Consider the following 24,237-nt stretch of genomic DNA (forward strand, 5'->3'; position numbering starts at 1 on the left):
TCATAGAAGAGTCGTTACCGGCTGGCGTGAGCCGCTTCGTAATTTCGTGCGGTGGCGGCAAACATCGGACCAGCACCGGGTTGTTTTCAGAAATAAAAATCGGTAAACATGATGCACCCCTGTCAGCGATATCGAGGTAGCAGATGAATTACCCCTCCATTACCCTGTGGTCAGATTCATCGTTTTTCAGTCCTTATGTGATGTCGGTTTACGTTGCGCTGACGGAAAAGGGGATCCCTTTTAGCGTCAGGCGCATTGATTTATCCCAAAACCAGCAGCTTGACGACACCTACCGTAGCCTGTCACTGACCTGCCGTGTGCCAACGTTACAGGTTGATGAGTTTATGCTGAGTGAGTCCTCAGCCATTTGTGAATACCTTGAAGAGCGCTTTGCCGCGCCAGAATTTGAACGGCTCTATCCTAAAGATCGCGAGAAACGCGCGCGCGCCCGGGAGATTCAGGCCTGGCTACGCAGTGATTTGCTGCCGATCAGACAGGAGCGTCCCACAGAAGTGCTGTTCGCCGCAGAGCGCTTTGCGCCGCTTTCGCCCGCTGCGCTTCAGGCGGCCGATAAGCTGATAAGTGCCGTACAGCGGCTGTTACCGGAAGGGCAGCAAAACCTTTTTGGTGAGTGGTCGATTGCAGATACCGATTTGGCTGTCATGCTTAATCGACTGGCGCTTCACGGTGATCCCCTGCCAACCCGTTTACAGCATTATGCTGAGTTTCAGTGGCAGCGTGCATCGGTGCAGTTGTGGTTGACGGAGAGCGGTAAACATCGCTAACGATCGGCGCTTGCTCAAGTTGTCATAAGTGATTACCTTACGACACACTATGATATAGATGTGGCAAACAGCGCGTGCATGAAGACACGCTAAACAGGAAAGGGTTACGGATGGTGGATCAAACTGCTGGTGGCGAGATCGAGTGGGTCGATATCGTAAGCGAAGAGAATGAAGTCGTTGCGCAGGCTACGCGCGCGCAGATGCGTGCACAATGCTTACGTCACCGCGCGACCTATATCGTGGTTCACGATGGTATGGGGAAAATACTAGTTCAGCGCCGTACTGAAATCAAAGATTTTATGCCGGGTAAACTGGATGCGACGGCAGGCGGCGTGGTGCAGAGCGGTGAGGATATGCTGGAATCTGCCCGACGTGAAGCGGAAGAAGAGCTGGGTATTGCCGACGTGCCCTTTGCGGAGCATGGCAAGTTCTATTTCGAAGATGAGCACTGCCGCGTCTGGGGCGGATTGTTCAGTTGCGTTTCTCACGGCCCGTTTGCGATGCAGGAAGAAGAGGTCGATGAAATCTTCTGGATGACGCCGGATGAAATCACCGCCCGTTGCGACGAGTTTACCGATGATTCACTCAAAGCGCTGTCGTTGTGGCTGAGCCGCAATAACGAAAACAGCAACTGAGTTTTCTGCTTTGCGAACGCCTTGCCGTTCGCAAAGCATCCTTCCTTCTTTTGCGGCAACGCGTTCCACAAGATGATTGACGGCAGTCTTTTCCTGGCGGGCAGCGTCATTCTTCCTCGGGCGTCGGCTTTCGCTTTTCCGCCACCGCGCCAGTCTGTCTTGACGATGTCTCAGTCAGGTATTGCATTAAGACGTTTGATCGTTAACCCATTGTGAGGATCGTGGCTGACATCACGCGCCTGTGCCCGGGAGCAATAAAAAATCGCCCTCTCAGTGGAAAGGGCGGTGTGGTGCGTGCGGAAAGCAAGTAACGAGCGTCAGACCGGCTGCGGCTGACGCATTTTTTCGCCACGGCGGCGCAGCACTTCCATCACGATCAGGAGCAACAGAGAGGCCGCAATCATAATGGTGGCCGCCGCTGCAATGGTGGGATCGAGGTTCTCGCGGATACCGGCAAACATCTGAATCGGTAGCGTCCGCTGCGTAGGGCTGGCAAGAAACAGCGTGACGACCACTTCATCAAAGGAGGTCGCGAAGGCAAATAACGCCCCGGAAAACACGCCCGGTGCAATCAGCGGCAGGGTGACTTTACAAAACGCCAGCAGTGGTGAGGCGCCGAGACTGACGGCGGCGCGCGTCAGGTTGGTGTCGTAACTTTTCAGGACGGCCACAACCGTGATCACCACAAACGGGACGCCCAGCAGCGCATGAGCCAGAACCAGCCCGAGATAGCTGTTTAGCAGGGACAGTTTGGCAAAGAAGAAAAACATGCCCACCGCGATGATCACCACCGGTGCCACCATCGGTGAAATGATGACTGCCATCACCAGCGCTTTACCGCGAAAGTCGCCCCGTACCAGGCCCATCGCGGCCAGTACGCCCAGCACGGTGGCCAGCAGGGTGGCCAGCGGAGCCACCAGCAGGCTGTTCATCAGCGCGCCCAGCCATTCGTTAGAATGGAAAAACGCGTCGTACCAGCGCAATGAAAAGCCACTGAGGGGATAGCTTAAAAACGAACTGGCGTTAAACGACAACGGCACGATCACCAGCACCGGCACTATTAAAAACAGCAGGGCGGCGGCACCGTAAAAATTAAACAGGTAACGCCAGACCCGCAGCAGCGTGGAACCTTGTTGTCTCATCATTTGCTCCTTAACGCACCGCGGCTTCAGAAGAAGTGCGGGTAACGCGCGAATAGACCACATACAGTAACGTGACAATGATCAGTAACTGGCTGCCCAGGGCGGCGGCCATGCCCCAGTTCATCGTGCTGTTAGTAAAGAAGGCGACAAAGTAGCTGACCATCTGGTCGTCCGGGCCGCCCAGCAGGGCTGGCGTCACGTAGTAGCCAATCGCCATCATAAACACCAGCAACGCACCTGCGGTGATCCCGGCAAAGGTCTGCGGCACATAGACGCGCCAGAAGGCGACAAACGGATGCGCGCCCAGCGACACCGCCGCGCGGACATAGCTGGGGGATATGCCTTTCATTACGGCATACAGCGGCAGCACGATAAAAGGCAGCAATATATGGGTCATGGAGATGTAAACCCCCACCCGGTTAAACACCAGGGTGAGCGGGCTGTCGATAAGCCCGGTGCCCATCAGCGTGCGGTTGATTAATCCGCCGGACTGTAACAGCACAATCCAGCTGGCCGTCCGCACAATCAGTGAGGTCCAGAAGGGCAGCAGCACCATAATCATCAACAGATTGGCCCGGTTAGAAGGCTGTTTCGCCAGCCAGTAGGCCAGCGGATAACCCAGCCCCACGCACAATAACGTCACGACGGTGGCCATCCATAAGGTGCGCAGCAGGACGTTGACATACAGCGCCTGATCCGGCGACTGCGCGGTGATTTCACCCGTTCTGGCATCGACTTTATGGTCAAACACCGACAGCAGGTAATAGCTGGTATAAGGCTTTGCTACGCGCTTCAGGGTTTGCCAGGTGGATAACTCGCCCCACAGGGGCTGTTTGTCGATAAGGGTGGCTTTGACGTTAAGGCCATCCTCGGGCGCCTGGCGCGGTACGGCCAGGATCAGGCGGCGAAACGCGTTATCTTCATAACTTAACCGCTTCGCAATCCCCGAAATCTGCCCCTGTTCGCGTGCCGCGCTGACTTCTTTTGCAAGCAGTGCATACAGGCTCTCATCCGGTAGCGCTTTACCGTCCCATTTCGCCAGGGCCTGGCTGGTTTGGGGTAAGGCGTCATTAAGCTCAGGATTGCTCACGCTCATGCTGAGGATAGAGCCGATAGGGAATAAAAAGCACACCACGACGAAAATCAGTAACGGGGCCACTAAAAACAGAGAGCGTTGTGTTTTTAACCAACCTGCCCGGTTGAACGAGTGGCGCAGGCTGAACGCGCGTTCTGTACGTCTGACGGGCGCTGAATCCATCACGGGGTTTTGACTCATGCCGACCTCCTGAAAAGGGGCTGCCGGATCGCGTCCGGCAGCAGGTTATTTCGCGGCCCAGGCGTTAAAACGCTGTTCCAGTTCTTCACCATGCTCCAGCCAGAACGTGGCGTTAACCTGTACGGCTTTGGCCATGTTTTCGGGCGCTGTTGGCAGTTGAGCCAGACGATCCGCCGCCAGCAGTTTGCCTGCTTTGATATTGGCGGGGCCATAAGGAATATTTTCGGCATAGACCTTTTGGTTCTCAGGCTGCAGCGAGAAGGCGATGAATTTCTCTGCCAGCGCTTTATGTTTTGAGCCTTTCACAATCGCCCAGTTATCGAAGTCATACAGGTTGCCATCCCAGACGATTTTAAAGTTATGGCCTTCTGCCTGGGCGGTGCCGATACGGCCGTTATAGGCCGAGGCCAGCGTCACGTCGCCTGATACCAGCCACTGCAGCGGCTGTGCCCCGGATTCCCACCACTGAATATGGGGCTTGAGTACATCAAGCTTCTTAAAGGCGCGATCCACGCCCGCAGGTGTGGCCAGCACCTTATAGACATCTTCACGCTTCACGCCATCCGCCATCAGCGCGATTTCCAGGGTATATTTTGCGCTCTTACGCAGCGCACGTTTGCCCGGGAATTTTTCTACATCCCAAAAATCGGCCCAACTCGTGGGGGCGGTTTTCAGTTTGTTGCCATCGTAGGTCAGTACCGTTGACCAGACGAAGAAACCGGCGCCACATTCGCTGACGCTGCCTTTGGCAAAGTCCGCTTTATTGCCAATTTTGCTCCAGTCCAGGGTTTCAAACAGACCTTCTTCACAACCGCGCTCCAGTTCCGGAGTTTCCAGTTCGACGACGTCCCAGCCGATCTGTTTGGTTTCGACCATGGCGCGGATGCGGGCCATCTCACCGTTATATTCGCCTGCTTCGATGCTGTCTTTTCCCGCGGCCATGAACGGCTTATAGAACGCTTTATCCTGTGCGTCTTTATTCGTCCCGCCGAAGGACACTACCGTGAGGGTTTCCGCCTGTGCCTGCAGCGCCACGGCTGCCAGCACCATTGCCGCTATTTTTTTCATCATCCCCGAACTCCTGAATTATTCTTGTCAGGCAGAACTCACTGCCTGGTGTTTGCGTTGCAATCCTGATGCCATCAGCTCAGCTGACTGCGGAACGGGCAGCCAGCCAGCTCAACTTAGTGTTGACCGAGAATGCGATTCAGCAGATTTAATGCCGTCCGGAACTGTGCATCCGGGATGGTCAGCGGATAAAGGAAGCGAATCACGTTACCGTGGACACCGCAGGTGAGCAGAAGTAAGCCTTCGTCCAGTGCCGCCTGCTGGATGGCTTTGGCGATGTCCGCGCGCGGTTTTCCTGTGCTGTCGCAGAACTCAGCCGCAATCATCGAACCCCGCCCACGCACGTCCGCCAGCGCGTTACAACCCGCGCCTTTCAGCGTTTCGGCCAGCTGCCCGCCCAGTTGCAGGGCGCGCTCGCACAGGTTCTCCTCACGAATCACCTCCAGTACGGCCAGTGCGGCTGCAATGGCAGGAGGACTTCCCGCATAGGTGCCACCCAGCCCGCCGGGTAACGGGGCATCCATAATCTCAGCCCGTCCGGACACGGCCGACAACGGCATCCCGCCGGCCAGGCTTTTCGCCATGGTAATCAGGTCAGGCTGCACATCGGAATAGTACTCACTGGCAAACAGTTTCCCGGTGCGGGCAAAACCACTTTGAATCTCATCGGCAATCAGCAGGATGCCGTGTTCATCGCACAGCTTACGCAGCGCGGTGACGAAGGCCGCCGGTGCGACATTGAAACCGCCTTCACCCTGGATCGGCTCATAAATGATCGCTGCGACCTGCTGCGGGCTGATATCGCAGCGAAAAATCGTTTGTACACTCTCCAGCGCGTCCTCGACGCTACAGCCATGCAGTGCATTCGGGTAGCGGGCATGAAATACTGAGCCAGCAAAAGGACCGAAACCGGTTTTGTACGGGGTCACTTTGCCGGTCAGCGACATCGTCATGTTGGTGCGCCCGTGAAACGCGCCGGTAAACGCGATGATGCCGGGACGGCCGGTCGCCGCGCGGGCAATTTTTACCGCGTTCTCAACCGCTTCCGCGCCGGTGGAGAAAAAGGTGGTTTTAGCAGGGCCGTTGACGGGCACCCGCGCATTCAGTTTTTCCGCAAGGGCGATGTAATTTTCATAGGGCACGATCTGAAATGCAGTATGGGTAAAACAGTCGAGCTGTTCTTTGATGGCGGCGATGACCTTAGGATGACGGTGTCCGGTGTTCAGTACGGCAATGCCGGCACTGAAATCGATGATTTCGCGGCCCTCGTGATCCCACAGCGTGGCGTTTTCAGCTTTCACCGCATAGAAATCGCACATGACGCCCACGCCGCGTGGCGTGGCATTGAGACGACGGACCTGCACTTCACTGTTACTCATAACGCGACCTCGTGGTGTTTGTTTCCATATTGTTACAGTGGAATTTGCCTTCTTGGTTTTAGCGTTTTCAGGGTTTTATAATCCAGAGCCAGTTTTTTTTATTTTGAGGTACCAATTTTGCGAAGCTTACTCGGTGACCTGCTTGCACAACGGCTGGCCGCGCTGTCCGGCGGTACGCTGAATAAGCGACTGTATGACGCGCTGCAGGCGGCGATTCAGGATGGATCCATTGCCACCGCAACACGGCTGCCCGCCAGCCGCGACCTTGCTCGCGAACTCGCGGTCTCACGCAATACCGTACTGGCCGTGTATGAACAGTTGCAGTCAGAGGGGTACTTACAAACCCGCACAGGCAGCGGCACGTTTGTCAGTGCGGTGCTGCCTGAAGAGGTGCCAGGCGGGCCGCTGGTCAGGCCGGTTTCGGCGCCAATGAAGCCCGTCAGGCTGTCCCGTCGGGGATCGCGATTACTGGCAAACAGCGGTGCCGGAAGTCATCAGTGGGGGGCGTTTATGCCCGGCGTACCGGATGTCAGTCACATGCCGCACGACATCTGGCGCAAAATCCAGCTTCGTCTGAGCCGACGCCTGCCCGTTGAGAACCTGAGCTATGCCAGCCACGGCGGCTGCACCGAGCTGCAACAGGCGCTGGCCGATTACCTGCGGGTGATTCGTTCCGTCAACTGCAGCCCCGAGCAGGTACTGGTGACCGCAGGCACGCATCAGTCGCTGGATCTGCTGGCAAAGATGCTGTGCGATCCGGGTGACCGGGCGCTGGTAGAGGAACCTGGCTACTGGGGCATTCGTAACGTGCTGGCGGTGAACGGCGTTACGCTGATCCCTACGCCGGTTGACGAGCAGGGGCTGGTGCTGCCCCCGGAGCAGCCTGACAGCCCTGCGCCGCGTTTAATCTGCGTGACGCCTTCCCATCAGTATCCACTGGGTGCGGTGATGAGCCTGCAACGGCGGCATGAGTTACTGGAGCGTGCGAAGCGCAGCGGCAGTTGGGTGGTGGAAGATGACTACGATGGCGAGTTCCGTTTTTCCGGCAGCCCGATACCCGCGCTGCAAGGGCTGGCGGCGGATGCGCCTGTCATATACCTGGGGACGTTCAGCAAAACGTTGTATCCCGGCATTCGACTCAGTTACATGGTGGTGCCTAAATCCATGGCTACGCGTATGAAAATGGCGCACTCCGAGCTCTATCGCGGCGGTTATGGGCTGGTGCAGCTCACGCTGGCCGCGTTTATCCGCGAAGGGCACTATGCGGCTCATGTACGGCGGATGCGGCAGATCTACAGTCGTCGCCGCGCGGCGCTGGTCGCCGTGATCAGCCAGTCGCTGGGGGCCGACTGGATTGTGCATCACAGCAATGCGGGGCTGCATCTGGTGCTCAGACTGCCCGACAGCATCGACGATGTGGCGTTCAGCGCTGAGCTTGAACAGTGCGGTGTGCTGACGCGCCCGCTGTCTTCCTACTACCTGCAAGGCACGCCGCAGCGTGGGTTACTTTTGGGCTATGCCTGCGTTGACGAAGCGGATATCCCCAATGCGTTCGCGCCTGTCCTTGCCCGTCTGGAACATCACCTGCAAATCGCCTCAGTTTCTCCCTGAGGCACCACAAGTGTGCAACCTCTTATCTTGCCTGATTCTGTGATCTCATTCACGTTAAGGTAATGTTAAATTTAAAAAGACAATAGAATACAATGGCCTGCAAGAAGGCTTTGCAAGCCCGTTCGTTTTATTTTGTAAAATTCTGCTTGTGCGAATCAGCGGCGTTATGGTAGTGCTAAAAAAAGGCCCGCCAGGATTCGCATGTCAAACGGATGATGCATGAATCGTGCCGAAACCCTTTCCATCCTGTTTTCGAGAATACGCCATGAGAAATTTTGTCAGTTTCAGGAATATCAAAAAGAGTTACGACGGCGACAAGCTGGTGGTGCGCAACCTTAATCTGGACGTGGCAGAAGGGGAGTTTTTGACGCTGTTAGGGCCCTCAGGATCGGGGAAAACCACCAGCCTGATGATGCTGGCGGGCTTTGAAACGCCCACCGATGGCGAGATTCTGCTGCGTGATAAACCCCTGCACACGCTGCCGCCCCATCAGCGTGATATCGGGATGGTGTTTCAGAATTATGCGCTGTTTCCCCATATGACCGTGGCGGAGAATCTGGCATTTCCCCTATCCATACGTCGCCTGAGCAAAGCGGATATCAAAGTACGGGTTAAGCGCGTGCTGGATATGATTAAACTGACGTCGCTGGCCGATCGCTATCCTGCCCAGATGTCGGGTGGTCAGCAGCAACGTGTAGCGCTGGCGCGGGCACTGGTTTTTGAACCCAGGCTGATCCTGATGGATGAACCGTTAGGGGCACTGGATAAACAGCTGCGTGAGCATATGCAGATGGAAATCAAGCAACTGCACAACCTGCTTGGGCTGACCATCGTTTACGTCACGCATGACCAGAGCGAAGCAATGACCATGTCAGACCGGGTCGCGGTGTTTAATGATGGCATGATTCAGCAGATGGACAGCCCGAGTAAGCTTTATGAGCAGCCAGATAATGCCTTTGTTGCACAGTTTATCGGCGAAAATAACTGCCTGTTAGCCACACAATCGGGTCAAAAGGGCGAGTATTATCAGGTGGCACTGGATAATGGCGTTCATCTGGACGCGCTGAAAGTCCGACCCAGTTCGCCTGGCAAACGTATCCAGCTCAGCATCCGGCCCGAACGCATCAACGTGAACGCACCAAAACCGGGCGACCAGTCTGTGCAGGCTACCATTCAACAGTTTATCTATCTGGGTGATCATGTCCGCATGCTGACCGACGTGGCCGGGCAGGGGAATTTTATGGTGAAACTGGCCTCATCCGATGTCGCGCCTGAGTGGAAACCGGGGAGCGAGGTTATGCTTTCCTGGCAGCCACAGCATTTACGTGCGCTGGATGTGACATTGCAATAAAAAAGAGCATGCGGGCTGCATGCTCTTTGTTCTCACTACCGGTCAGGCGGTTTGTTACTGGCCTTCCGCCTGGAGTGACTGAATTGCTGTCAGGGCAATGGTATAGACGATGTCGTCCACCAGCGCACCGCGCGACAAGTCGTTAACGGGTTTACGCATCCCTTGCAGCATCGGCCCGATAGAAATCAGATCGGCTGAGCGCTGCACCGCTTTATAGGTGGTGTTACCGGTATTCAGATCCGGGAAGATAAATACCGTTGCGCGACCCGCGACCTGCGAGTTTGGCGCTTTCGATTTCGCGACGTCTTCCATAATCGCCGCGTCATACTGCAGCGGACCGTCAATGACCAAATCCGGGCGTTTTTCCTGTGCCAGACGGGTAGCTTCGCGCACTTTTTCGACGTCGCTTCCTGCCCCGGAGTTACCGGTCGAGTAGGAGATCATCGCCACGCGCGGATCAATACCGAAGGCTTTGGCGGAATCGGCAGACTGGATAGCAATTTCAGCCAGCTGTTCAGCGGTAGGATCCGGGTTAATCGCGCAGTCGCCATAGACCAGCACCTGCTCCGGCAGCAGCATAAAGAATACCGACGAGACCAGAGAGCTGTTCGGGGCGGTTTTAATCAGCTGTAACGGCGGACGAATGGTATTGGCCGTGGTATGCACCGCACCTGAAACCAGGCCGTCTACCTCGCCACGCTCCAGCATCATGGTACCGAGCACCACGTTGTCTTCCAGCTGTTCCTGCGCCACCACTTCGGTCATACCTTTGTTTTTACGCAGTTCAACCAGACGCGGAACGTAGTTCTGGCGAACCACTTCAGGGTCAACAATCTCAATGCCTTTACCCAGCTCAACGCCCTGTACTGCGGCCACGCGCTGAATTTCATCCGGGTTACCTAACAGCACGCAGGTCGCAATGCCGCGATCGGCACAGATCGCGGCCGCTTTCACGGTGCGAGGCTCATCACCTTCTGGCAGGACGATGCGTTTACCGGCTTTACGTGCCAGCTCGGTCAACTGATAACGGAATGCCGGCGGGGACAGACGACGGCTGCGTTCAGAGGTGGCGGTCAGCGACTCAATCCAGTCTGCATTGATGTAGCCTGCGACATATTCCTGCACTTTCTCAATGCGCTGTGTGTCGTCTACCGGCACTTCCAGATTGAAGCTTTGCAGACTCAGTGATGTCTGCCAGGTATTGGTTTTGACCATAAAGACCGGCAGACCGGTCTGGAACGCGCGTTCGCACAGTTTGGCGATCCGCTCGTCGATCTCGTAGTTACCGGTTAACAGAATAGCCCCAATCTCTACGCCGTTCATGGCGGCCAGACAGGCGGCAACCAGTACATCCGGACGATCTGCGGAGGTGACCAGCAGCGAGCCTGGACGGAAGTGCTCAAGCATATGAGGAATGCTGCGGGCACAGAAGGTTACCGACTTCACGCGGCGCGTCTGAATTTCACCTTCATTAATGATGCGCGCGTTCAGGTGGCGGCACATATCAATCGCGCGGGTCGCGATCAGATCAAAGCTCCACGGCACGCAACCCAGGATGGGCAACGGGCTGTTGGCAAACAATTGGTCGGGATTGATATTGGCAATGCTGGCCTTCGTGGAATCATCGAAGATTTCAGACAGGTCGGGACGCGTCCGGCCCTGTTCGTCGACCGGCGCGTTCAGCTTGTTAATAATGACGCCGGTGATGTTTTTATTCTTCGCACCGCCAAAGCTGCTTTGCGTCAGTTCGATACGTTCTTTAAGCTGGGCCGGCGAGTCATTACCCAGCGCGGTCACAAACACAATTTCAGCGTTCAGCGTTTTAGCAATTTCGTAGTTAAGGGCGCTGGCAAACTGATGTTTGCGCGTGGGCACCAGGCCCTCCACCAGCACCACTTCTGCATCCTGCGTATTTGCATGATAGCGGGCAATGATTTCTTCCATCAGCACGTCCTGCTGATTGGATCCCAGCAAGGATTCAACGCGTGACATGGGCAGCGGTTCTGCCGCAGGAATACCGGAATTTTTGCGTACGATGCTGGTGGTTTGGTCGGGCGCATTGCCACCGGCGCGTGGTTGAGCAATGGGTTTGAAAACGCTCAGTCGAACGCCTTTACGTTCCATGGCGCGAATAACGCCAAGGCTAACGCTGGTCAAGCCGACGCTGGTGCCGGTCGGAATGAGCATAATTGTACGTGACACGATTGCACCTCTCAGAGTTCACTGGGTGTCAAAATAACACCGTCAGCCTGAGCTGACGGAGAAAGGATATCAGGCGGTAAGACGCGCGGCGTCCCTGGCGATGACTAACTCTTCATTCGTTGGGATAACCAGTGCCGGACGCGTGCCCTCTTTGTTGATGAAGCCCGCTTTACCAAAACGCGCGGCCAGGTTGCGGTCATGATCGAGTTCAAAGCCCAGCAGAGCCAGTTTCTTCAGCGTTAACTCGCGGACCATCGCCGCATTTTCACCGATACCACCGGTGAAGATCACGCCATCAAGACGGCCGTCCATCAGCGCAGTATAGCTGCCGATGTATTTGGCGAGGCGATGGCAGAATACGTCCATTGCGCGTTTGGCATCGTCTTTCGTGGCGTAATTATCTTCAACGTAGCGGCAGTCGCTGGTGACTTCGGTCAGCCCTAACAGACCGGACTCTTTGGTCAGCATCTTGTTGATAGCATCCACGTTCATGCCCAATGTATCGTGCAGGAAGAAGATGATGGCCGGATCAATATCACCGCTGCGGGTGCCCATCACCAGGCCTTCCAGCGGCGTCAGCCCCATGGAGGTATCCACACATTCGCCGTTACGGATGGCAGAAACCGATCCACCGTTACCGAGGTGACAGGTGATGATATTCAGGGTTTCCAGCGGCTTATTCAGCATTTTTGCCGCTTCGTGGGTCACATAGTAGTGGCTGGTACCGTGCGCACCGTAGCGACGCACGCCGTGATCTTTATAGAGCGCATAGGGCAGCGCATAGAGATAGGATTCTTCCGGCATTGTCTGATGGAAAGCGGTGTCAAAAACCGCCACATTCTTGTCAGACAAATGGGGGAAGTTTTTCATCGCTTCATCAATGCCGATCAGGCCAGCAGGATTATGCAGCGGTGCAAAAGAAGCGGCATCTTTGATACCCTGAACGACAGCGTCAGAGATCACGACCGATTGCGTCAATTTTTCACCGCCGTGGACGATGCGATGACCTATTGCAGCGATTTGTGCCGAAAGCTCTGGTTTTTGTGCCAGAATTGTTTTAACAATGAAATTCAGTGCTTCGCTGTGGGCAGCGCCAGCACCTAAAGGTGCTTCCTGTTTTTGGCCGTCAAGCTTCCACTTGATCCGCGCTTCGGGCAGGTGAAAACATTCAGCCAGACCTGACAGAAATTCGTCTCCGGTGGTGGGATTCAGAATGGCAAACTTAAGGGATGAGCTGCCGCAGTTCAGGACCAGTACTAACTTACTCGACATGGAAGTACCTATTTGTTAAAAGTGGCTAAAAAAAACGCAATCAGACATACAGCGTAGCCTATTGAAGCTGCCAGATTAATGACTAAAGTCATACCCGGGTCAAAATAATGCGTTATACGCAAAAAAAGTTGAGTTTTTACGCATAAATTTTAAATCACGCTTAAAACGGGTCTTATCGCCTCTGTGACAAAGAAGGTTGCGACACTGACGCGACTAAAACGGCGTCAGAATAGCCGGAGTCACCTTTAAAGACAAAAAGATTTGAAGGATGTTGCGTAAAGTTGTGTCGTTATAGTTATTTTTCAAAAAATACAGCATTAGTTGAGGCGAGCCATGGCGAATCAATCTAACACGGGCTGGTTCCGGATGTTTCAGCGCGGACAGCATTATATGAAGACGTGGCCCAATGATAAACGTCTGGCACCGGTCTTTCCCGAAAACCGGGTATCAACGGCCACGCGCTTTGCCATTCGCTTTATGCCCCCGCTGGCGGTGTTTACACTGACCTGGCAGATCGCGATGGGTGGGCAACTGGGCCCTGCCGTCGCGACAGCGCTTTTCGCCTGCAGTTTACCGATGCAGGGATTGTGGTGGCTGGGCAAACGTTCGGTCACGCCGCTGCCGCCGACGCTTCTGCGCTGGTTTCATGACGTGCGCACCAAACTGGAAGCCGCAGGGCAGGCGATTGCGCCGGTTGAAGGCACGCCAACCTATCAGGCGCTTGCCGATCTGCTGAAGCGCGCCTTTAAGCAACTGGACCGGACTTTTCTGGACGATCTCTAACCTGCAGCGTGCCGAAATATTGCATGTGAATCTGTGGTTAAATCAATGAAAAGCGATGTGGCAACCTCCGCATCGCTCCCCCTGTGTCATCATCCTTCCATCGTATAAAACCTGAACAGCCTCTGGGCTGAGGGAGAGAAAGATGGAAATGACCCACGCACAACGCTTAATTCTGGCGAACCAGTACAAAATGATGGCGATGCTGGAGCCTGAGAATGCGGAGCGCTTTCGGCGTTATCAGACCATTATTGAGCGCGGCTACAGCCTGCAGATGCGTGAACTGGATAAAGAGTTCGGCGAACTCTCTGAAGCCACCTGCCGTACGCTCATCGACATCATGGAAATGCACCATGCGCTACAGATTTCCTGGTCTAATCTGAAAACCGAAGGAGAGATCGATACCCGGCGCCTGGCGTTTCTGGGATTTGATGCGGCTACGGAATCCCGCTACCTTGGCTATGTGCGCTTTATGGTGAATACGGAAGGGCGCTACACGCATTTTGATTCCGGCACGCACGGCTTCAATGCACAAACACCGATGTGGGAAAAGTATCAACGCATGCTGGCTTTATGGCAGACTTGTCCCCGCCAGTACCATTTAAGCGTAAACGAGATTGCGCAAATCATTAACGCCTGATGAGGAGTGACGTGTGGAGTACAGTGGTTTTTTGTTTGATTTAGACGGCACCTTAGTGGATTCATTACCGGCGGTTGAACGTGCCTGGTCTAACTGGGGCGCACGTCATGGCATTGCGGCTGATGAAATTCTGGACTTCATTCACGGTAAACAGGCAATCACCTCACTGCGTCATTTTATGGCCGGCCAGTCAGAGGCCGCGATTCAGGCCGAGTTCCTGGCACTGGAAAAAACGGAAGCGGAAGATACGGACGGTGTGAAGGCGTTACCAGGTGCTCTGGCGCTGCTCACTCAGCTTAATGAACTGCAGATCCCCTGGGCGATTGTTACTTCAGGTTCTGTGCCAGTGGCTCATGCCCGCCACAAAGCGGCGGGCCTGCCTCTGCCTGCGGTCTTCATTACGGCTGAGCAGGTAGCAAAGGGTAAGCCTGAACCCGATCCCTACCTGCTGGGTGCCGAAAGGCTGAAACTGTCTCCAGCCGACTGTGTTGTGGTTGAAGATGCGCCTGCTGGCGTGATCGCCGGGCTGTCGGCGGGCTGTGCCGTCATTGCTGTCAATGCGCCAGACGAGACACCGCGACTGGATGACGTGGCGCTGCGCCTGACTTCACTGACGTCACTAATCATTACCAGACAGCCAGCGGGTAAGTTTGCCTTTCACAGCCAGCCTTAAGTGCAGAGTGGCGGCATCGGGCCGCCCGAATCAGAGCGGTGTATCTTGCGAGATTTCGTCCAGAGACAGGCTAAAGCTTGGGATAAACACCTCAACAAAATAGCTCATTTCAGGCGAGCGACGCTGAGTCAGGGTTTTTTCCAGCCGCGCCTTGGCGAGTAAGAATTCATTGTTGCCTGCCGACAACTCTTCCAGGCATTTAACGTAGGCGCAGAGTGCGTCGGCCTGCTTCACTACCGCTTTCTCATCTTCACTGTGCAGATGTTCATCAATCAGCGGGCGATAAACGTCCTGCAACTCCTCGGGCAGCATCTCAATCAACTTCTGCTGCGCGATTTTCTCAATCTTTTTGTATTCATGGGCAATTTGCGCGTTGTAATACTTCACCGGGGTAGGCAAATCGCCCGTGAGCACTTCACTGGCATCATGGTACAGCGCCATCATCGCGATGCGCTCGGCATTCAGGTTACCGTTAAACTTTTTGTTCTTGATGATGGCCAGCGCATGGGCGACCATCGCCACCTGTAAACTGTGTTCAGAGACGTTTTCGGTCCGCACGTTACGCATCAGTGGCCAGCGGTTAATCAGTTTGAGGCGTGAGAGGTGGGCGAAGAAATGGCTTTGAGTCATGGTCATTCCTGTTTACGACAGGGGAGAGGTTAACTCTCCCCAAAATGACATCAGTATAGATGCAACAGGACTACTGGCGGTAGCCTTGCAGGAAACGGCCAAACTTATTGATGGCCATTTCCAGGTCATCGACGCGCGGCAGGGTTACGATACGCAGATGATCGGGCCACGGCCAGTTAAACGCGGTGCCCTGCACCAGCAGCACTTTTTCCTGTAACAGGAAGTCCAGCACCATCTTCTGGTCGTCCTGAATATTGAATTTTTTGGCATCAATTTTCGGGAACATGTACAGCGCTCCCTCCGGCTTCACACAGCTGACGCCGGGAATATCGTTGATCAGTTCCCAGGCACGCTGACGCTGTTCGTAGAGACGACCACCCGGTGCGATGAACTCACTGATGCTCTGATATCCCCCCAGGGCGGTCTGAATTGCGTGCTGCGCCGGAACGTTGGCGCACAGGCGCATGGAAGCCAGCATTTCCAGCCCTTCTATATAGCCTTTTGCGTGCTTTTTCGGGCCATTCAGCACCATCCAGCCCTGACGGAAGCCCGCCACGCGGTAGGTTTTTGACAGGCCGTTAAACGTGACCGTTAACAAGTCCGGTGCCAGTGCGGCAATAGAGTGGTGCTGTGCGGCATCGTAGAGAATCTTATCGTAGATCTCGTCAGCAAATATAATCAGGTTATGCTGACGGGCTATCTCAACCACGTCCATCAGCAGCTCTTTGCTGTAAACCGCACCGGTGGGGTTGTTGGGGTTGATGATAACAATGCCGCGAGTGCGTGGCGTAATTTTGCTACGAATATCATCCAGATCCGGGAACCAGCCAGCGGACTCATCACACAAATAGTGCACGGCTTTTCCGCTCGACAGCGACACGGCTGCCGTCCAGAGCGGATAGTCCGGTGCCGGAACCAGCATTTCATCTCCGCTGTTCAGCAGCGCCTGCATCGCCTGAACGATCAGTTCTGAGACACCGTTTCCAATGTAGATATCTTCTACTGTGACATCGCGCATATCCCGCGCCTGATAATGCTGCATGATGGCCTTTCGGGCGGAATAGAGCCCTTTGGAATCGCAATAACCTTGTGCACTGGGCAGGTTACGGATCACATCCACCAGAATTTCATCGGGCGCTTCAAAGCCAAACGGCGCGGGGTTACCGATGTTCAACTTGAGAACTTTATTACCTTCTTCTTCCAGGCGCTTGGCCTCTTTTAAAACCGGCCCACGAATGTCATAACACACATTGTCCAGTTTGCCGGATTTATCAATTTGAAAAGTCATTTTTGGCCGCCTTAATATGCAGAATCCTTTTGCCTGCCGCTGAAAACAAACCTGCACAATGTACTCTCCTCACGAACACAAAAGAAGGGCGCGAGGTGGTTTTGGCGTCTTCAGCATCTTTGTCTCCGTCCAGACGACGTAATGCATATTGCTTATGACCCTGTATGGTTTAAAAGTCTGCTTGAGTCATCATTAATGGTTTTTTATGCTGCCTGATAAAAAGGCTTTGTTTGGCGCGTTGCTGTTTTTTTTATGCCGACAGGGAACGTAATCGACATAGTGAAATCAGAACAGGCCTAATGCGTCATAAATGAAATAGTTTAATTATGCTTTATTGATGCATAAATTTTGCACGATAGTGCATAGCGTAAGTAGGGTGTGACAGCCGTGCATTAATCGTTAATACGGTTAACTATTTTATCTCTAAGGACTTTTTTTCGTTTTTTGAAGCCAGGCTAAAAAACAGAGAGCATCTTTAGTACAGGTTTACCTGTCTAAAAGTCTTATTCACTGTTTTTGGGCGGGTTGAATGCGCACAGGACGTGCGGGATGTGTTGGAAAATGCGATCCGATCAAAATTTGCAATGCTTTTCATAAAAACATTTCCATTTTGCGGTCAAAAATGATTAAGTATAATTTACTATTTGATGTGATTAAACGCGATACAGCGTGTGTGTATGACAGACCCATTTACCCCGGCGTAATGACTTTTTTGGGGTTGAAAAAGACAACTACACAGCTTCCCGCAATTTTGCATCCAGTGCCTTCGGTACAGAAGTTGTCTCTGTCTTCAGGTCACGGCTTCCGTGTTTTACAGGAACGTGCCGTGCGCCTTCGTAAGTAAATTTTATGTCGGCCCTGTGTTGGGACGGCATGAAGCATCATTACCGCTTATCGCTTTGATAAGCTTGTAATAACACCAGGATAGTAGTTCTTAAAACTCTAATAAGTGAAGAAAAACATGACTAATGCAAATCGTCCGATACTTAATCTCGATCTCGATCTGCTTCGAACTTTTGTTGCTGTTGCGGATTTAAACACCTTTGCAGCCGCGGCTGCTGCGGTATGCAGAACGCAATCGGCAGTAAGTCAGCAGATGCAGCGTCTGGAACAACTGGTCGGTAAAGAGTTGTTTGCCAGGCATGGCCGCAACAAATTATTAACAGAACATGGCATTCAGCTTCTGGGTTATGCCAGAAAAATTCTGCGTTTTAACGATGAAGCCTGCACATCGCTGATGTACAGCAATATTCAGGGCGTTCTGACAATCGGTGCGTCAGACGATACGTCCGATACCATTCTGCCGTTCCTGTTAAACCGCGTTACCTCTGTTTATCCCAAACTGGCCATTGACGTTCGTGTGAAACGCAATCCATTTATGATGGAAATGCTGAATCAGGGCGAAGTCGATCTGGTTGTTACCACCTCCAGTCCGGGTAACTTTACACATCAGGTACTGCGGACATCGCCAACCCTGTGGTATTGCGCAGCGGACTATGTGTTCCAGCGTGGGGAAGCGATCCCTCTGGTATTGCTGGATGAACCCAGCCCTTATCGTGATATGGCGATTGACCATCTGAACGAAGCAGGCATTCCCTGGCGCATCTCTTACGTCGCTTCAACGCTGGCAGCGGTGCGTGCTGCCGTTAAAGCTGGTTTAGGCGTGACCGCGCGTCCGGTGGAGATGATGAGCCCTGAACTGCGCGTAATGGGTGCAGCAGAAGGATTACCGGTGCTGCCAGATACTCAGTATCTGCTGTGCCGCAACGCGGACAACGACAACGAACTGGCGCTGGCCATTTTCAACGCCATGCAGTCTACCCACGATCCCTACAACATGATCGGCAATGCCGATGGTGCCTTACTGCTGGACGACGAAGAGTAAATCCCGTCTTCTTTCGCAAAAAATGCGAAATCTGCCGGCACGTTAATCTGAGTAAATGCGCCTTTTGTTCTGTAACCGGAACAAGAGGCTTTTTTTTGCTGCTTTTCTGACCCGTGGTTTTCTTTTTCAGTCCTGTTCTGTCAATTACCTGTTCATACTCTGGTCAACAGGGCGAGTGGGGAAGGGAAAGCACGAAGTGGAGATTTGTTGATGCGAATCAGGCTGATAACTGATTAAATTTAACACAAAAATGATAATTCTGTGTTCTGGATCAACAAAATAGCCCTTCTAAAAGCAAGGCAATCCCGCCGAATCCTGTCAAACTATGCGCGTTGATAACGCGATCCACACGTTGAAATACCCGCTACACTGAAATTACCCCTACAGACTGAAGCGATTTAGCTGGAAACACGCGCGTCATATGTTAATAATATGATGCAGGTGTAAAATAATGTTTGGATACTTTTGTCAAAGTTGACAAAAGGTTATAGAAAGGAGTAAAAAACCACATAAAATTGCTGCTTATTGCACAGTAACAGCAAAATTTGTAAGGTTTTTATCCTTCCCTTTGAATCGATGTGGTGAGTTTGCTGCCAGAACCAGAGCAGGATGCCAGCGCCACTTTTGATGAGTAAGCAATGAGTATGTCAACTACCACCGAAATCATCGCTCAGCATTGGGCATTCATCGTTTTTATCGTCATCGCATTTGGCCTCTGTGCGTTTATGTTGACCGGAGGATGGCTGTTAGGCGGCAGAGCTCGTGCCCGTCATAAAGACACGCCTTTCGAATCCGGCATTGAATCCGTGGGTGATACTCACATCCGCTTATCCGCCAAATTCTACCTGGTGGCGATGTTCTTCGTTATTTTCGACGTCGAAGCTCTCTTTTTATACGCATGGGCGACCTCAATCCGTGAAAGTGGATGGGTCGGCTTTGTGGAAGCCGCAATTTTCATTTTGGTGCTCCTGGCGGGCCTGGTTTATCTGGTGCGCATTGGCGCGTTGGACTGGACTCCTGCACGCCGCCGAATCGTGGTTAAAACTCCCACGGTAAGTCACACCAATCCTCACAAGCAGTAAAAGAGAGGCAATAAGATGGACTATACGCTCACCCGCATAGACCCGAACGGTGGTGAGAACGACCGTTACCCTCTGCAAAAGCAGGAAATCGTCAGCGATCCGCTGGAGCAGCACGTTCATCGCAGCGTTTACATGGGCAAGCTCGAACATGCCCTGCACGACATGGTGAACTGGGGACGTAAAAATTCCCTGTGGCCCTACAACTTTGGTCTTTCCTGCTGCTACGTTGAGATGACCACCTCCTTCACCGCCGTGCACGATGTGGCGCGTTTTGGTGCTGAGGTTATGCGTGCCTCACCGCGTCAGGCCGACTTTATGGTTATTGCCGGTACGCCGTTCACTAAAATGGCCCCGGTGATTCAGCGTTTGTACGATCAGATGCTGGAGCCGAAATGGGTCATTTCCATGGGGGCCTGTGCTAACTCAGGCGGCATGTACGATATCTATTCTGTCGTGCAGGGCGTGGATAAATTCCTGCCGGTTGACGTTTACATTCCAGGTTGCCCACCGCGTCCTGAAGCCTACATGCAGGCTCTGCTGTTACTGCAGGAGTCGATTGGTAAAGAGCGTCGTCCTCTGTCCTGGGTGGTCGGCGATCAGGGCGTTTACCGTGCCAATATGCAGTCTGAGCGTGAACGTAAGCGTGGCGAGCGTATTGCAGTAACCAACCTGCGTACACCAGACGAAGTTTAAGTTAACCGTATGGATGGAATCAGTGCCTGCAGCGACAATACACAAATTAATGCATGGCACCATCCTGACGCCTTCATTTGAGCGCCTGTTAGCAGGCCGGAATGGTGAGTAACGTATGACAGATTTGACCACGCAAGATCTCGCTCAGCCGCTATGGCAAACCCGGGATCATCTGGATGACCCGGTAATTGGCGAATTGCGTAATCGTTTTGGGCCGGATGCCTTTACTGTTCAGGCAACACGTACCGGGATTCCGGTGGTATGGGTTAAGCGTGAACAGCTACTGGAAATCATCACTTTCCTGCGTAAATTACCCAAGCCTTACGTCATGCTCTATGACCTGCATGGTATGGACGAACGTTTACGCACCCACCGCGCCGGGTTACCTGCCGCGGATTTTTCCGTTTTCTACCACCTGCTTTCGATTGAACGCAATCGCGACATCATGCTCAAGGTGGCATTGTCTGAAAACGATATGCACGTGCCGACCATCACGAAAATTTTCGCCAATGCGAACTGGTATGAGCGCGAAACCTGGGAGATGTTCGGCATCACTTTTGACGGTCACCCGCACCTGACCCGCATCATGATGCCGCAGACGTGGGAAGGGCACCCGCTGCGTAAGGATTACCCTGCGCGCGCCACCGAATTCGATCCTTTCACGCTGACCAAACAGAAAGAAGATCTGGAAATGGAAGCGCTGACGTTCAAGCCAGAAGACTGGGGCATGAAACGCAGTACTGCCAGTGAAGACTTCATGTTCCTTAACCTGGGTCCTAACCACCCCTCCGCGCACGGTGCGTTCCGCATCATTTTGCAGCTGGATGGTGAAGAGATTGTCGACTGCGTTCCGGATATTGGTTATCACCACCGTGGTGCCGAGAAGATGGGCGAGCGTCAGTCCTGGCACAGCTATATTCCCTACACTGACCGCATCGAATACCTCGGTGGCTGCGTCAACGAAATGCCTTATGTGCTGGCGGTAGAGAAACTGGCCGGCATCGTGGTGCCCGATCGCGTTAACGTAATCCGCGTGATGCTTTCAGAGCTGTTCCGCATCAACAGTCACCTGCTGTACATCTCCACCTTTATTCAGGACGTCGGGGCCATGACGCCGGTGTTCTTTGCCTTTACCGACCGTCAGAAAATTTATGACGTGGTGGAGGCGATTACTGGTTTCCGTATGCATCCGGCCTGGTTCCGTATTGGCGGCGTCGCACATGACCTGCCGAAAGGCTGGGAACGCCTGCTGCGTGACTTCCTGGACTGGATGCCAAAACGTCTGAAAGAGTATGACAAAGCGGCGCTGCGCAACACCGTACTGATGGGCCGTTCGCAGGGCGTAGCTGCCTATAACATGGAAGAAGCGCTGGCCTGGGGCACAACCGGTGCCGCACTACGTGCAACGGGTCTCGATTTTGACGTGCGTAAATGGCGCCCCTATTCAGGCTATGAAAACTTCGATTTTGAGGTTCCTGTGGGCGCCGGCATCAGTGATGCCTATACGCGCGTACAACTGAAAATGGAAGAGATGTGGCAGTCGCTGCGTATCCTGGAGCAGTGCCTGAACAACATGCCGGAAGGGCCGTTTAAGGCGGATCATCCGTTAACCACGCCGCCACCGAAAGAGCGTACGCTGCAGCACATTGAAACCCTGATCACCCACTTCCTGCAGGTTTCCTGGGGCCCGGTCATGCCGGCCAACGAATCTTTCCAGATGATTGAGGCGACCAAAGGGATCAACAGTTACTACCTGACCAGCGACGGCAGCACGATGAGTTACCGCACGCGTGTGCGTACACCGAGCTTCCCGCACCTGCAGCAGATTCCATCGGTAATCCGTGGCAGCCTGGTATCCGACCTGATCGTATACCTCGGTAGTATCGACTTTGTTATGTCAGACGTGGACCGCTAATTATGCACGATCAACACATTGCTATTAAAACGATCGACCCTAACGAGGTCTTCGTGCTGAGTGCGGAAGAGCACCATGCGATTGAGCACGAAAAACACCATTACGAAGATGCGCGCGCTGCTTCCATTGAAGCACTGAAAATTGTGCAGAAGCAGCGCGGCTGGGTGCCTGACGGTGCGATCCATGCGATTGCAGAAGTGTTAGGGATTCCTGCAAGCGACGTAGAAGGCGTGGCAACGTTCTATAGTCAGATTTTCCGTCAGCCTGTTGGCCGTCACGTGATTCGCTACTGCGACAGCGTGGTGTGCCACATCACCGGTTTTCAGGGGATTCAGGCGGCACTGGAAGAAAACCTGAATATTAAGCCTGGCCAGACGACAACCGACGGTCGCTTTACCTTACTGCCGACCTGTTGCCTGGGTAACTGTGATAAAGGTCCAACCATGATGGTGGATGAAGATACCCACGTTCATCTGACGCCGGAAGGCATCGCCTCTTTGCTGGAGCAGTATCAATGACAATCAAACAGATCATTCGTACTGCTGAAACCCATCCCCTGACCTGGCGCATGCGCGAGGATCAGCAGCCGGTATGGCTTGATGAGTATCGCAGCAAAAACGGCTATGCCGGTGCGGAAAAAGCCCTGAAAGGGATGGCACCTGACGAAATCGTCTCACTGGTAAAAGATTCCGGCCTGAAAGGGCGCGGCGGTGCCGGGTTCTCGACGGGCCTGAAGTGGAGCCTGATGCCGAAAGATGAATCCATGAACATCCGTTACCTGCTGTGTAACGCCGATGAAATGGAGCCTGGCACGTATAAAGACCGCCTGTTGATGGAACAGATGCCGCATCAGCTGGTGGAAGGCATGCTAATCAGTGCGTTTGCCCTGAAAGCTTACCGGGGCTACATCTTTTTGCGCGGCGAATACATTGAAGCCGCAGTGCATCTGCGTCGTGCGATTGCGGAAGCCACTGAAGCAGGCCTGTTGGGCAAAAACATTCTGGGTACCGGTTTTGATTTTGAACTGTTCGTCCACACCGGTGCGGGACGTTATATCTGCGGTGAAGAAACGGCACTGATTAACTCCCTGGAAGGTCGCCGTGCCAACCCACGTTCCAAGCCGCCTTTCCCGGCAAGCGCGGGCGTGTGGGGCAAGCCGACCTGCGTGAACAACGTTGAAACGCTGTCGAACGTGCCGGCTATTCTGGCCAACGGCGTCGAGTGGTACAAAGGTCTGTCAAAAAGCGACGACGCCGGTACGAAACTGATGGGCTTCTCCGGCCGGGTGAAAAACCCTGGCGTGTGGGAACTGCCATTTGGTATCACCGCACGCGAAATCCTTGAGGATTATGCCGGCGGTATGCGCGACGGCCTGCGTTTTAAAGCCTGGCAGCCGGGCGGCGCGGGGACCGACTTTTTAACGGAGCAGCACCTCGATCTGCCCATGGAATTTGCCAGCATTGGTAAAGCCGGCAGCCGTCTGGGTACCGCTCTGGCAATGGCCGTGGACCATGAAATCAACATGGTTTCACTGGTGCGTAACCTGGAAGAGTTCTTTGCCCGCGAATCCTGCGGTTGGTGTACGCCATGCCGTGATGGCCTGCCGTGGAGCGTGAAGATTCTGCGCGCGCTGGAGCAGAAAAAAGGCCAGCCGGGGGACATTGAGACCCTGGAGCAGCTTTGCCGCCAGCTTGGCCCGGGCAAAACCTTCTGTGCCCACGCGCCGGGTGCGGTCGAGCCGCTGCAGAGCGCCATTAAATATTTCCGTGAAGAGTTTGAAGCCGGCATTGCGCCGCAGGTGTTTGGCAATACCCGATCTATCGGCGGTATTCAGCCAAACCTGCTGAAAGCGCGCTGGTAATTCGCCGTTATCCACGGGAGCTGGCCCTGTGCCGCCGTCCCTGTTGCAGTGTGCAGGGGCAAGAATTTG

Annotated in this window: 21 protein-coding genes; 13 read left to right on the forward strand and 8 right to left on the reverse strand. The window is 53.9% G+C overall.

Translation table 11 applies throughout. The features are described from left to right. Window positions 1–143: 143 nt before the first annotated feature. Complete coding sequence (gene yfcF, locus C7433_RS11315) at window positions 144–785, forward strand: glutathione transferase (protein WP_033740655.1); 642 nt, start codon at window positions 144–146, stop codon at window positions 783–785. Window positions 786–895: 110 nt separating this feature from the next. After that, on the forward strand, window positions 896–1,420 hold the full coding sequence (gene yfcD, locus C7433_RS11320) for an NUDIX hydrolase YfcD (RefSeq protein ID WP_033740653.1): 525 nt from the start codon (window positions 896–898) through the stop codon (window positions 1,418–1,420). Between the two features lie 317 nt (window positions 1,421–1,737). Here yfcD and C7433_RS11325 read toward each other — a convergent pair whose 3' ends face one another. The 4 genes from C7433_RS11325 to C7433_RS11340 all read right to left on the reverse strand — a co-directional run bounded on the left by C7433_RS11325 (window position 1,738) and on the right by C7433_RS11340 (window position 6,285). Then, complete coding sequence (locus C7433_RS11325) at window positions 1,738–2,562, reverse strand: ABC transporter permease (protein ID WP_033740651.1); 825 nt, start codon at window positions 2,560–2,562, stop codon at window positions 1,738–1,740. A gap of 10 nt (window positions 2,563–2,572) precedes the next feature. After that, the gene (locus C7433_RS11330; RefSeq protein ID WP_006120039.1) at window positions 2,573–3,838 is read right to left on the reverse strand and encodes an ABC transporter permease; all 1,266 of its coding nucleotides are present in this window, start codon (window positions 3,836–3,838) and stop codon (window positions 2,573–2,575) included. A gap of 45 nt (window positions 3,839–3,883) precedes the next feature. Then, a complete protein-coding gene (locus tag C7433_RS11335) occupies window positions 3,884–4,909 on the reverse strand; it encodes an ABC transporter substrate-binding protein (RefSeq protein ID WP_033740647.1) in 1,026 nt (341 codons plus the stop codon). Between the two features lie 113 nt (window positions 4,910–5,022). Beyond that, window positions 5,023–6,285 carry a 4-aminobutyrate--2-oxoglutarate transaminase gene (locus C7433_RS11340; RefSeq protein ID WP_110268194.1) on the reverse strand — a complete coding sequence of 421 codons (1,263 nt, stop codon included), beginning with the start codon at window positions 6,283–6,285 and terminating at the stop codon, window positions 5,023–5,025. Window positions 6,286–6,402: 117 nt separating this feature from the next. Here C7433_RS11340 and C7433_RS11345 point away from each other — a divergent pair, with 117 nt between their 5' ends. Together C7433_RS11345 and C7433_RS11350 are read left to right on the forward strand one after the other, a co-directional pair. Then, window positions 6,403–7,896, forward strand: a complete 1,494-nt coding sequence (locus tag C7433_RS11345; RefSeq protein WP_110268195.1) for a PLP-dependent aminotransferase family protein — start codon at window positions 6,403–6,405, stop codon at window positions 7,894–7,896. A gap of 265 nt (window positions 7,897–8,161) precedes the next feature. Next, window positions 8,162–9,247: an ABC transporter ATP-binding protein gene (locus tag C7433_RS11350; protein WP_039339690.1), complete on the forward strand. Its 1,086-nt coding sequence runs from the start codon at window positions 8,162–8,164 to the stop codon at window positions 9,245–9,247. A gap of 54 nt (window positions 9,248–9,301) precedes the next feature. Here the strand turns inward: C7433_RS11350 and pta are convergent, their stop codons facing one another. Both pta and ackA read right to left on the reverse strand, forming a co-directional pair. Continuing rightward, window positions 9,302–11,449 carry a phosphate acetyltransferase gene (gene pta / locus C7433_RS11355; RefSeq protein WP_006120035.1) on the reverse strand — a complete coding sequence of 716 codons (2,148 nt, stop codon included), beginning with the start codon at window positions 11,447–11,449 and terminating at the stop codon, window positions 9,302–9,304. 69 nt (window positions 11,450–11,518) lie between these two features. Next, the gene (gene ackA / locus C7433_RS11360) at window positions 11,519–12,721 is read right to left on the reverse strand and encodes an acetate kinase (protein WP_033740641.1); all 1,203 of its coding nucleotides are present in this window, start codon (window positions 12,719–12,721) and stop codon (window positions 11,519–11,521) included. Window positions 12,722–13,054: 333 nt separating this feature from the next. On the opposite strand from ackA, the gene yfbV reads away from it, so the two are divergent. The 3 genes from yfbV (at window position 13,055) to C7433_RS11375 (ending at window position 14,814) form a co-directional block, all read left to right on the forward strand. Further along, window positions 13,055–13,504 carry a terminus macrodomain insulation protein YfbV gene (gene yfbV, locus C7433_RS11365; protein ID WP_006120033.1) on the forward strand — a complete coding sequence of 150 codons (450 nt, stop codon included), beginning with the start codon at window positions 13,055–13,057 and terminating at the stop codon, window positions 13,502–13,504. Window positions 13,505–13,646: 142 nt separating this feature from the next. Further along, window positions 13,647–14,141, forward strand: a complete 495-nt coding sequence (locus C7433_RS11370; RefSeq protein WP_006120032.1) for a YfbU family protein — start codon at window positions 13,647–13,649, stop codon at window positions 14,139–14,141. 13 nt (window positions 14,142–14,154) lie between these two features. Continuing rightward, a complete protein-coding gene (locus C7433_RS11375) occupies window positions 14,155–14,814 on the forward strand; it encodes a sugar phosphatase (protein ID WP_058701322.1) in 660 nt (219 codons plus the stop codon). Window positions 14,815–14,844: 30 nt separating this feature from the next. Here C7433_RS11375 and yfbR read toward each other — a convergent pair whose 3' ends face one another. Then, window positions 14,845–15,444 (reverse strand): 5'-deoxynucleotidase, encoded by a 600-nt coding sequence (gene yfbR, locus C7433_RS11380; protein WP_058701323.1) that lies wholly within the window; start codon window positions 15,442–15,444, stop codon window positions 14,845–14,847. A 70-nt stretch (window positions 15,445–15,514) separates the two neighbouring features. Continuing rightward, window positions 15,515–16,732 carry a pyridoxal phosphate-dependent aminotransferase gene (locus tag C7433_RS11385; RefSeq protein WP_033740636.1) on the reverse strand — a complete coding sequence of 406 codons (1,218 nt, stop codon included), beginning with the start codon at window positions 16,730–16,732 and terminating at the stop codon, window positions 15,515–15,517. 961 nt (window positions 16,733–17,693) lie between these two features. Here C7433_RS11385 and lrhA point away from each other — a divergent pair. The 6 genes from lrhA (at window position 17,694) to nuoF (ending at window position 24,168) form a co-directional block, all read left to right on the forward strand. Beyond that, window positions 17,694–18,617, forward strand: coding sequence for a transcriptional regulator LrhA (gene lrhA, locus C7433_RS11390; RefSeq protein WP_033740635.1), 924 nt, complete (start codon window positions 17,694–17,696; stop codon window positions 18,615–18,617). A gap of 638 nt (window positions 18,618–19,255) precedes the next feature. Then, on the forward strand, window positions 19,256–19,699 hold the full coding sequence (locus C7433_RS11395; RefSeq protein ID WP_006120027.1) for an NADH-quinone oxidoreductase subunit A: 444 nt from the start codon (window positions 19,256–19,258) through the stop codon (window positions 19,697–19,699). Window positions 19,700–19,714: 15 nt separating this feature from the next. Then, complete coding sequence (locus tag C7433_RS11400; RefSeq protein WP_006120026.1) at window positions 19,715–20,392, forward strand: NADH-quinone oxidoreductase subunit B family protein; 678 nt, start codon at window positions 19,715–19,717, stop codon at window positions 20,390–20,392. A 115-nt stretch (window positions 20,393–20,507) separates the two neighbouring features. Then, window positions 20,508–22,307 carry an NADH-quinone oxidoreductase subunit C/D gene (nuoC, locus tag C7433_RS11405; protein WP_006120025.1) on the forward strand — a complete coding sequence of 600 codons (1,800 nt, stop codon included), beginning with the start codon at window positions 20,508–20,510 and terminating at the stop codon, window positions 22,305–22,307. A 2-nt stretch (window positions 22,308–22,309) separates the two neighbouring features. Then, complete coding sequence (gene nuoE, locus C7433_RS11410) at window positions 22,310–22,825, forward strand: NADH-quinone oxidoreductase subunit NuoE (protein ID WP_006120024.1); 516 nt, start codon at window positions 22,310–22,312, stop codon at window positions 22,823–22,825. A 2-nt stretch (window positions 22,826–22,827) separates the two neighbouring features. Then, window positions 22,828–24,168, forward strand: a complete 1,341-nt coding sequence (nuoF, locus tag C7433_RS11415) for an NADH-quinone oxidoreductase subunit NuoF (RefSeq protein ID WP_170317973.1) — start codon at window positions 22,828–22,830, stop codon at window positions 24,166–24,168. Window positions 24,169–24,237: the final 69 nt, after the last annotated feature.

Source organism: Pantoea sp. PNA 03-3, from assembly GCF_003201175.1.
Lineage (GTDB): Bacteria > Pseudomonadota > Gammaproteobacteria > Enterobacterales > Enterobacteriaceae > Pantoea > Pantoea stewartii.

Bases quoted from the DNA above. Each gene is read 5' to 3' on its own strand.
- yfcF (WP_033740655.1), top strand. From the start codon at position 144: ATGAATTACCCCTCCATTACCCTGTGGTCAGATTCATCGTTTTTCAGT.
- yfcD (WP_033740653.1), top strand. From the start codon at position 896: ATGGTGGATCAAACTGCTGGTGGCGAGATCGAGTGGGTCGATATCGTA.
- C7433_RS11325 (WP_033740651.1), bottom strand. From the start codon at position 2,562: ATGAGACAACAAGGTTCCACGCTGCTGCGGGTCTGGCGTTACCTGTTT.
- C7433_RS11330 (WP_006120039.1), bottom strand. From the start codon at position 3,838: ATGAGTCAAAACCCCGTGATGGATTCAGCGCCCGTCAGACGTACAGAA.
- C7433_RS11335 (WP_033740647.1), bottom strand. From the start codon at position 4,909: ATGATGAAAAAAATAGCGGCAATGGTGCTGGCAGCCGTGGCGCTGCAG.
- C7433_RS11340 (WP_110268194.1), bottom strand. From the start codon at position 6,285: ATGAGTAACAGTGAAGTGCAGGTCCGTCGTCTCAATGCCACGCCACGC.
- C7433_RS11350 (WP_039339690.1), top strand. From the start codon at position 8,162: ATGAGAAATTTTGTCAGTTTCAGGAATATCAAAAAGAGTTACGACGGC.
- ackA (WP_033740641.1), bottom strand. From the start codon at position 12,721: ATGTCGAGTAAGTTAGTACTGGTCCTGAACTGCGGCAGCTCATCCCTT.
- yfbV (WP_006120033.1), top strand. From the start codon at position 13,055: ATGGCGAATCAATCTAACACGGGCTGGTTCCGGATGTTTCAGCGCGGA.
- C7433_RS11370 (WP_006120032.1), top strand. From the start codon at position 13,647: ATGGAAATGACCCACGCACAACGCTTAATTCTGGCGAACCAGTACAAA.
- yfbR (WP_058701323.1), bottom strand. From the start codon at position 15,444: ATGACTCAAAGCCATTTCTTCGCCCACCTCTCACGCCTCAAACTGATT.
- C7433_RS11385 (WP_033740636.1), bottom strand. From the start codon at position 16,732: ATGACTTTTCAAATTGATAAATCCGGCAAACTGGACAATGTGTGTTAT.
- lrhA (WP_033740635.1), top strand. From the start codon at position 17,694: ATGACTAATGCAAATCGTCCGATACTTAATCTCGATCTCGATCTGCTT.
- C7433_RS11395 (WP_006120027.1), top strand. From the start codon at position 19,256: ATGAGTATGTCAACTACCACCGAAATCATCGCTCAGCATTGGGCATTC.
- C7433_RS11400 (WP_006120026.1), top strand. From the start codon at position 19,715: ATGGACTATACGCTCACCCGCATAGACCCGAACGGTGGTGAGAACGAC.
- nuoC (WP_006120025.1), top strand. From the start codon at position 20,508: ATGACAGATTTGACCACGCAAGATCTCGCTCAGCCGCTATGGCAAACC.
- nuoE (WP_006120024.1), top strand. From the start codon at position 22,310: ATGCACGATCAACACATTGCTATTAAAACGATCGACCCTAACGAGGTC.